The sequence below is a fragment of the Aphanizomenon sp. CS-733/32 genome, assembly GCF_028330045.1.
Classification (GTDB): domain Bacteria; phylum Cyanobacteriota; class Cyanobacteriia; order Cyanobacteriales; family Nostocaceae; genus Dolichospermum; species Dolichospermum gracile.
On record NZ_JAQMSE010000077.1, the window covers coordinates 1 to 7,725 of the forward strand.

Here is a 7,725-nt window from a genome sequence, read left to right on the forward strand (position 1 = left end):
AAAAAAGTAGGTGTAGTCCAATTAAATGCAGAAATGCAGCCTACAAAACAAAAAACAAATCTCAAAACCAAAGAACCGTGGGGCGCACGGTCTTAAAGCTCAGTTAATGTCCTCATAGAGGAGTCACTGAGAAGCCCACAGTCACCTGAAAGGGAGTGTGTGGAGTACGTCACCATCAATAGTTTAATCCTCCTTAACTACCAATTACAGGGCAAACGCATCTTATTTTTAGAATGCTTACTGGACAAAGGTTTTGACGATTGTTTAGTTTTGTAACTAAAAGTTGAAACTCTTGCTGGACATGGATTAGAGAATTTAGGTGCGTTTGCCCTGCTACCAATTACCAATTACCAATTAAGTAGGTTGGCGTTGAAAATTGTCGATTTTACGTTTCTTTACACAGTTTAGTTTTATTGTGTTCACCTACTTACCTATTCAATTTTGAAGTTCACTGGTAAACGAGTATAAATCCCTTGAGGATCATTCATTGTTTGCAAGGTTTTGATTTCCTGTTGGAATTTTTCTAGTTCATTTATTAAGGGGTTTAAGTTTTTAGTTGGGGTTTTTTCTATGCCTAATTTGGCTTTTGTTTGATCTAATTTTTTACCAAATAACTTTTCTACAAAGGTAGTACCTCGCGGATATTCTTGTATTTCCCAATCAGTTCCTAATTTTGCTTGTTTAGCTGCATATTCAATGGCTACATTTAAACCACCAATTTCATCAACTAGACCGATTTGTTTGGCTGCTGTTCCTGACCAAACTCTTCCTTGGGCGATTTCTGCTACTTTTGCAGTGGGAATTTTCCGTCCTTGGGAAACTTTCTGCAAGAAGAGATTATAAATGCGGTCAACACTGCGTTGATAAACTGCTAATTCTTGAGGTGATTTAGGACGGGAAATGGTTTGTTGATCTGCATATTGAGCCGTTTTTACGCTATCCCAAGTTATGCCATTATTATTGCCTAGTTTTTGACCATTAAATAATACGCCAAAGACACCTATAGAACCTGTAATGGTATTAGCTTGGGCAAAAATGCGGTTGGAGTCACTTGCAATCCAATAACCACCAGAAGCAGCTACATCTCCCATAGAAACAATGACGGGTTTAATTTGCCGAGTTAATTTGATTTCTCGCTGCATGATTTCGGCTGCGGTTGCACTACCACCGGGACTATTAATTCTGAAAACTACTGCTTTGATTTGATCATTTTGGCGAATTTTTGAGAATATTTTCGCAAAGTTATCACCGCCAATTTGTCCTTCGTCACCGCTACCGTTAACTATTTCTCCTTCTGCATAAACAATGGCAATTTTATGGTCTGAATTTGAAGATTTTCCGGGAACTTCGGCATAATCACCTAAGCTGATTTTTGTGAATGTTTGATCTTTTTCACTGTTACCAGTTAATTTTTTTAAGTCGGTGAATACTTGATCTTCATAAGCAATTGTATCTACTAGACTGTTGGATTTAGCTTCTGTGGCTTCTAAAATTGGTTGACTATTAGCGATCGCTTGCAATTTCTGCGGTAGAATCTTTCTACTTGCACCCACAGATGTCCGCCACTCTCCCCACACATCATCTAACAATTTCTGGGTTTGTTCCCGGTTCTCTGGGCTGAGTTTATCAAGAATTAACGGTTCTACTGCACCCTTAAATTTACCCACCCGCACAATCTGCACACCAACGCCGTATTTTTCAAATGCTCCCGCTAAGAACATTGGTTGTGAACTTAAACCGTTCATTTCCATTGCTCCCATAGGATTAACTATAACTTGATTGGCTACGGAACTGAGATAATATTCTTTTTCACGCCAATCTGGACTATAGGCAATAATTTTTTTGCCAGTTTTGCGGAACTTTTCTAATGCTTGACGGATTTCTTTCAAGGAAGCATAACCAACTGCACTATTAGCATTAGTTCCATCTATATAAATACCTACAATATTTTGATCACGTCCGGCTTTATCTAAGGTTTCCACAACTTTGCGAAGGGTGATGTTATTTTCTTCAACACCGCTAAAAGTTTTCTCCAAAATTTGGCTAGAATTAGGTTCACTATCGGTGATTTTCATAGACAAGTCGAAAACTAAAACTGACTTATCTTTCACTGTTGGGGCTGAACTTTGAGAACTAGCAACCGCAATTAATATTAATAAGAATCCCAGGGTACTGACTCCAGAAAAAATTGTCAGTCCTAGTAAACTACCAATTAAACTTGCTAAGGTTTGTTTAAGAAAATTAGTCATTAGTTATTTATAAGTCAGTTGTTCGTTGTAGACTCTGAGATTGCTTTAATTTATACAGACTGCTATTGGCGGTGCAAAATAATACAGTGGTGATTTCGGCAATTAATACCTCTGTCAATTCTACTACAGCCGCTTCCGATACTGCCGCAGCTTTGAGAAAGGGCATTGCCAAACCAGCAATATCAGCCCCCAGAGCGATCGCTTTAGCCACGTCTAAACCATTGCGTAAGCCCCCAGAAGCAATTAAGGGAACATCGGGATCATGTTCCCGAATACTGGCAATACAATCGGCTGTGGGTATCCCCCAGTCCCCAAATGTTTGCCCCAACCGCCGCTGTAAGGCAGTTTCTGCCCGTTCACTTTCCACCATCGCCCAAGACGTACCCCCAGCGCCAGCCACATCAATAGCTTGCACTCCCACAGCTATCAGTTTTTCTGCCATAGTTGCGGAAATTCCATTACCTACTTCTTTGGCAATGACGGGAACTGGTAATTTGTTACACAAGTCAGATATTTTGTCAAGCAAGCCATGAAAATTAGTATCACCCCTGGGTTGAATGAATTCCTGCAAAGGGTTAATATGTAAAATCAAAGCATCAGCTTCGACTAGATCAATAATTCGCAAACATTCATCAATACCATAGTCATAATTAAGCTGTACCGCGCCTAAATTAGCAAAGAGGAGAATATCTGGCGCATATTTACGAACAGCAAACGTATTCGCAACTTGAGGTTTTTCCACTGCCACTCTTACAGATCCTACACCCATTGGTAATTTATATGCTTGGGCGACTTCAGCCAGACGACGGTTAATAATCCCCGCTTGTTCTGTTCCTCCCGTCATGGAAGAAATTAACAAAGGTGCATGGAGATATTTTCCCAAAAATGTCGTACTCACATCAATATCTTTACCATCAATTTCTGGTAAACAAGCATGAGTAAAGCGATATTTTTCTAAACCAGTGGTAATTACTGGAGATTGGACATTATCTTCTAAACAGATGCGAATATGATCTGCTTTGCGATTTTGGGTTTGGGCTGAGGTGTTGATAGGATGGTTCACGGCTTAATATGGAGTTATGTGAATATTTATATTTTGCACTAAGCCCTGGCGATTATAAATCGCGGCTACATAAACAAAGTCCGTCTTCACGGACTAATAACCAATAAGTCTTAACCCACGCAGGTGGGTTTTGCCTGTGTAGATACGGTTTCTAACCGCCTTGTGTAAATATCTATTGTTGTTGTAAATATTTTTCATATCCAATCTGGTCTAGTTTAGCTTGCTTTTCCATGACCATATTACAGAGACTTTGCCGATAAACTTGCACTTTTTCCAGTAATTCTGGTTGGTGAGTAGCCAGAATTTGGACAGCTAAAAGTCCAGCGTTTTTAGAATTTCCAATAGCGACAGTAGCAACAGGTATTCCTGCTGGCATTTGCACTATAGAATATAAAGAATCCACACCTTGTAAATTCCGAGTAGGGACGGGAACACCAATCACAGGTAAAGGAGTTAAAGATGCTACCATACCAGGGAGATGTGCCGCACCACCAGCACCAGCGATAATTACCTTGATACCGCGTTGATGTGCAGTTTTAGCATATTCAACCATCCGTTCTGGGGTACGATGGGCAGAGACAATGGCAACTTCAACTACAATACCAAATTCTTCGCAAATAGCGATCGCATCCCTCATTGTAGGCAAATCGGAATCACTACCCATGACAATACCAACTTCAAGACTCATATAATTTAGGGAATAGGTGACAGGTGACAGGTGCTACGCCACGGGGACAGGTGCTACGCCACGGGGACAGGTGCTACGCCACGGGGACAGGTGACAGGGAGAGAATAAATTTCTATCTATTCCCAATGACCAATGACCAATGACAAAAATACCATGCTGGCAAATGTAGATATTATCAACGCAAAAGTCCCCGGTTATCAAGATTTACAAAGAATCTTAGTTAACCAAGCAGGCATAATTGAGGAAATTATGCCCATGAATGCAGCATGGGAAAAAGTTGTACCACAAAACTTACAAATTTTAGATGTAGCTGGAGACTGGATTTCTTTAGGTGGTGTGGATTTACAAATCAATGGTGGACTAGGATTAGCCTTCCCGGAATTAACAGCAGAAAACTCTTCTATGCTGTCAAAAATCTCTTCATTTCTATGGGAAGCAGGAGTTGACGGCTATTTACCCACCCTAGTGACAACCTCCATCGCCAATATTCAGCGATCGCTCGCCATTCTCGCCAATTATACCCCCAATTCTCCAACCTCCGCCCAAATTCTCGGAGTCCATTTAGAAGGTCCCTTTTTAAACTACTACAAACGCGGCGCACATCCAGCCGAATATCTTCTTCCCCTCACCATAGATCAAGTTAAACGGGTATTAGGAGATTATGCCCATATCCTCAAAGTCATCACCCTCGCACCAGAATTAGACACCACAGGTAAAGTCATCCCCTACTTGCGTTCCTTGGGAATCACTGTCAGCTTAGGACATTCACAAGCCATAGCCACAGAAGCACAACAGTCCTTTACTCAAGGTGCTACAATGATCACCCACGCCTTTAACGCCATGCCACCCCTACACCACCGTGAACCGGGCTTATTAGGCGCAGCCATGGACAATCCTGATGTGTTTTGTGGCTTCATTGCCGATGGTCAGCACGTTACCCCAATGATCTTAAAAATTCTTCTGCGTGCCAGTGAAAGGTTATTTATTGTCAGTGATGCCCTTGCACCATTAGGATTACCTGACGGCATCTATCCTTGGGATACCCGACAAATAGAAGTTATTAACGGTACAGCCAGATTACAAGATGGCACTTTATCAGGAACAACCCTACCATTATTAACTGGAGTTCAAAATCTAGTAAAATGGGGAATTTGTGACATAGAAACCGCCATTAGCCTTGCTACAGACGCACCTAGGCAAGCTATCAATTTGCCAAAATTTGCCGCCAAACAACCCGCCCATTTATTACGCTGGAAATGGGATGAGGTTGACAAAGAACTGACATGGAATCGGTTAACTGTCTCAAGTATCAAGTTGTCAGCTTAGACTTTTTGACAATAGTTCAGAGTTTTGACGGTATTGATGAAAAAAATAACGTTTATACTAAACACGGGTGGAATATACACTTTTGCAAAATGACAAAGAACATAGAGGTGTGGGGGTTTTAGCAGTGCTAAATATCTACATCTCTGAGGATATTTTTTAGTTTAAATAATTATTTGTCAGATTACTTAACTTTTATATCCGCTATAGCGTCTCTATCATAGCGGCGATCACTTTATCTGTCGCTTTGGGTAGGTGATAATATATACCTGCGGCTGTTTGGGCTAATGCCTTAGCAAAGCCAGTTAATACAAATTTGCTCTCGGTATCAATGACCAACAATTGCATTCCTGAAGCCCGAATTCTTATGAGAATTTTTGTAAATGTATCTTTTTTGCGTAGTTGAAGTTACGTAAGTTATCTGAGGCTTATTCATATCTGTAAATTGAACTATTTGTCAAGAATATTGAGAAAATAAACAATATTTGGCTTTGCTGAAATAAAAAATACAATCACTATTATAATTATTTTAGTTATTTAACATACATGACCAAAATTCACTACTGTTAATTTATATGCACATTTCCAAGTTTCAACTTTTCAACTACAAATCTTTTCAAGATTCTGGTCTACTGGAATTTACACCGGGTATTAATATTATTGTTGGTCAGAATAATGCGGGTAAAACAGCACTATTAGAAGCACTGACATTAAATTTTAATAATGTGCCACATTGCAGTATTGAAACTTTAAAAAGTCCATTATCTAAATTAGAAAATACCCGATCACAATCTAAACTTTATCTATATCTTCAAAAAGAAGAATTAAGGTTAATTCTAGGTCAACGTTTACTGCCATTGGTCATTCCGACAGTATACGATCAATCAAAGAGCCATGATTATAATGTTAATTATACAATTGATCAATTGGACAAATCACTTAGTAAAGATGACTCTGTAGAATTTATCGTCTCATTGTATGGTTCTAAATATTATTGATATAGATAATACAGATTTACCGTTCATTTTATATTGTAATTCAAGTGATGTAATAAGTTATGAAAATAGCGAAAATATTTATCCGATAAGAGGTAGTGCAAATGGCGAAAATATTTACCATTGTCTTGATATTAAACTAACTGTTGATGGGAATTTAGAGCTTAATAACGACCTATCTGCAACGCTATCTGATACTATTTTAATTAAGCTATTTAATCTCTTTAAAAGCCGTATATATAGATTTTATGCTGAACGACTAAATATCAGCAAATGTGCTTTTGGAAATAAGTCAATTTTAGAACCAAATGCATCTAATTTAGCTGAAGTTTTGAGTGGTTTACAAAGTCGAAACTCAACAGCTTTTGACAGGTATAACAAATACATAAATCAAATTTTTCCCCATATTAAAAGAATAGCAGTTGAACCTAGGGATCATAATCAGCTAGAAATTATGGTTTGGAATATAGAACCAGAAACCGAAAGGGTAGATTTAGCTGTTTCTTTATCATCTTGCGGTACAGGTATCGGTCAAGTATTAGCTATTCTATATGTTGTCATGAATTCACCCGAACCACGAACTATAATTATTGATGAACCACAATCATTTTTACATCCAGGGGCAGCAAAAAAACTAATTGAGATATTGAAACAATTTCCACAGCACCAGTATTTTATAGCTACTCATTCACCAACGATAATTAATGCTGCTAATCCTTCTAAAATTATCATGCTTAAATATGAAGATTGTGAAACTAAAGTATCAGTGATAAATGCCAAAGAAGCAAGGGAACAAAGGTCACTTTTAGCAGAAGTTGGTGTGAGTTTATCAGATGTTTTTGGTGCTGATAATATTCTTTGGGTAGAAGGTCCAACAGAGCAAATATGCTTTCCATTAATTTTAGAGAAATTAGCCGAAAAATCATTGTTAGGTACTACAATTTTGGCTGTTCAGGATGTAGGACGTTTAGATAATAAAAATGCTAACTTGATATTTGATATCTATGACAAGCTTAGTGGAGGTTCAAGCTTATTTCCACCTGCTATTGGATTCTTATTTGACCGTGAGAATAGGTCGGATAATGATGAAAAGGAGTTGCAGAAAAGAAGTAAAAAACCTGTTAAATTACTGCCTCGACGTATGTATGAAAATTATCTACTTCATCCAGAAGCAATAACAGCAGTCATTAATGAATGTGACGAAAACCGTGAAGAAAAGCTTGCTATTGAAGATGTTAAAGAATGGATTGATAAAAAGAAATACGAACCTACAGCAGTTTGAGATCAAACGCAGTACAAAGATGGTAAACTTTAAAGATGTAAAAAAAATAAAATAATTGAGATGTATGGCAGCAGCATATTCGATTGATATAAGACAGAAAATATTAAGTGCTTGGCAAAATAAAG

General features: G+C 38.3%; 6 protein-coding genes and 1 pseudogene. 3 read left to right on the forward strand and 4 right to left on the reverse strand.

Translation table 11 applies throughout. The features are described 5' to 3' along the window. Positions 1-431 precede the first annotated feature (431 nt). The 3 genes from sppA to purE all read right to left on the reverse strand — a co-directional run bounded on the left by sppA (position 432) and on the right by purE (position 4,000). On the reverse strand, positions 432-2,249 hold the full coding sequence (sppA, locus tag PN471_RS06235) for a signal peptide peptidase SppA (RefSeq protein ID WP_271776106.1): 1,818 nt from the start codon (positions 2,247-2,249) through the stop codon (positions 432-434). A gap of 7 nt (positions 2,250-2,256) precedes the next feature. Continuing rightward, positions 2,257-3,312, reverse strand: coding sequence for a type 2 isopentenyl-diphosphate Delta-isomerase (gene fni / locus PN471_RS06240; RefSeq protein WP_271776107.1), 1,056 nt, complete (start codon positions 3,310-3,312; stop codon positions 2,257-2,259). A gap of 172 nt (positions 3,313-3,484) precedes the next feature. Continuing rightward, positions 3,485-4,000 carry a 5-(carboxyamino)imidazole ribonucleotide mutase gene (purE, locus tag PN471_RS06245; protein WP_271776108.1) on the reverse strand — a complete coding sequence of 172 codons (516 nt, stop codon included), beginning with the start codon at positions 3,998-4,000 and terminating at the stop codon, positions 3,485-3,487. A 132-nt stretch (positions 4,001-4,132) separates the two neighbouring features. Here purE and nagA point away from each other — a divergent pair, with 132 nt between their 5' ends. Continuing rightward, complete coding sequence (gene nagA, locus PN471_RS06250; RefSeq protein WP_271776109.1) at positions 4,133-5,326, forward strand: N-acetylglucosamine-6-phosphate deacetylase; 1,194 nt, start codon at positions 4,133-4,135, stop codon at positions 5,324-5,326. Positions 5,327-5,507: 181 nt separating this feature from the next. On the opposite strand, the pseudogene PN471_RS06255 reads toward nagA, so the two are convergent. Further along, positions 5,508-5,698 (reverse strand): annotated as a pseudogene (locus tag PN471_RS06255) (hypothetical protein); the annotation flags it as partial. Positions 5,699-5,898: 200 nt separating this feature from the next. On the opposite strand from PN471_RS06255, the gene PN471_RS06260 reads away from it, so the two are divergent. Both PN471_RS06260 and PN471_RS06265 read left to right on the forward strand, forming a co-directional pair. Beyond that, positions 5,899-6,321 carry an AAA family ATPase gene (locus PN471_RS06260; RefSeq protein ID WP_271776110.1) on the forward strand — a complete coding sequence of 141 codons (423 nt, stop codon included), beginning with the start codon at positions 5,899-5,901 and terminating at the stop codon, positions 6,319-6,321. Further along, positions 6,302-7,600, forward strand: a complete 1,299-nt coding sequence (locus tag PN471_RS06265) for an ATP-dependent nuclease (RefSeq protein WP_271776111.1) — start codon at positions 6,302-6,304, stop codon at positions 7,598-7,600. Before PN471_RS06260 ends, PN471_RS06265 begins: the two co-directional genes overlap by 20 nt. Positions 7,601-7,725 lie beyond the last annotated feature (125 nt).

Coding starts and splice junctions, on each gene's coding strand:
- sppA (WP_271776106.1), bottom strand. CDS start 2,249: ATGACTAATTTTCTTAAACAAACCTTAGCAAGTTTAATTGGTAGTTTA.
- purE (WP_271776108.1), bottom strand. CDS start 4,000: ATGAGTCTTGAAGTTGGTATTGTCATGGGTAGTGATTCCGATTTGCCT.
- nagA (WP_271776109.1), top strand. CDS start 4,133: ATGACCAATGACAAAAATACCATGCTGGCAAATGTAGATATTATCAAC.
- PN471_RS06260 (WP_271776110.1), top strand. CDS start 5,899: ATGCACATTTCCAAGTTTCAACTTTTCAACTACAAATCTTTTCAAGAT.
- PN471_RS06265 (WP_271776111.1), top strand. CDS start 6,302: ATGGTTCTAAATATTATTGATATAGATAATACAGATTTACCGTTCATT.